Raw genomic sequence first — 278 nt, 5'->3', positions numbered from 1 at the left:
AGGGAAAGGGCGAACTCGAACAGGCCTGGATGCCACACCCAGCGCAGCATCCCGCTGCGCGCCAGCACGAACCGAAGGCCCAGATAGATCGGCAGAGCCAGGCAGGCGTAGGCAAAGAAGGGCGGCAGGTAGATGCCCGCCAACGAGAATTCACTGAGCATGGGTTTGGCCTCCAGAGGGGGACTGAGCGTCGTTTGCATGGCGCTCCAGCAGCGCGGCGATGTCGAGCAGCACGGCTGTCACGCGCCGCGCGTCATCCATCGAGGCGCCGGACCGCG

At 66.2% G+C, this 278-nt stretch carries 1 protein-coding gene; it reads right to left on the bottom strand.

Features of this window, described 5'->3' with window-relative positions; translation table 11 throughout:
• Positions 1–161, bottom strand: a 161-nt coding sequence (locus SB756_RS29585) for a DUF1656 domain-containing protein (protein WP_410913120.1), incomplete at its 3' end; no start/stop codon positions are given.
• Positions 162–278 lie beyond the last annotated feature (117 nt).

It is taken from the genome of Pseudomonas sp. SIMBA_068 (genome assembly GCF_046534705.1).
Classification (GTDB): Bacteria; Pseudomonadota; Gammaproteobacteria; order Pseudomonadales; family Pseudomonadaceae; genus Aquipseudomonas; species Aquipseudomonas putida.
This window is presented reverse-complemented; position numbering and strand designations above follow the sequence as displayed.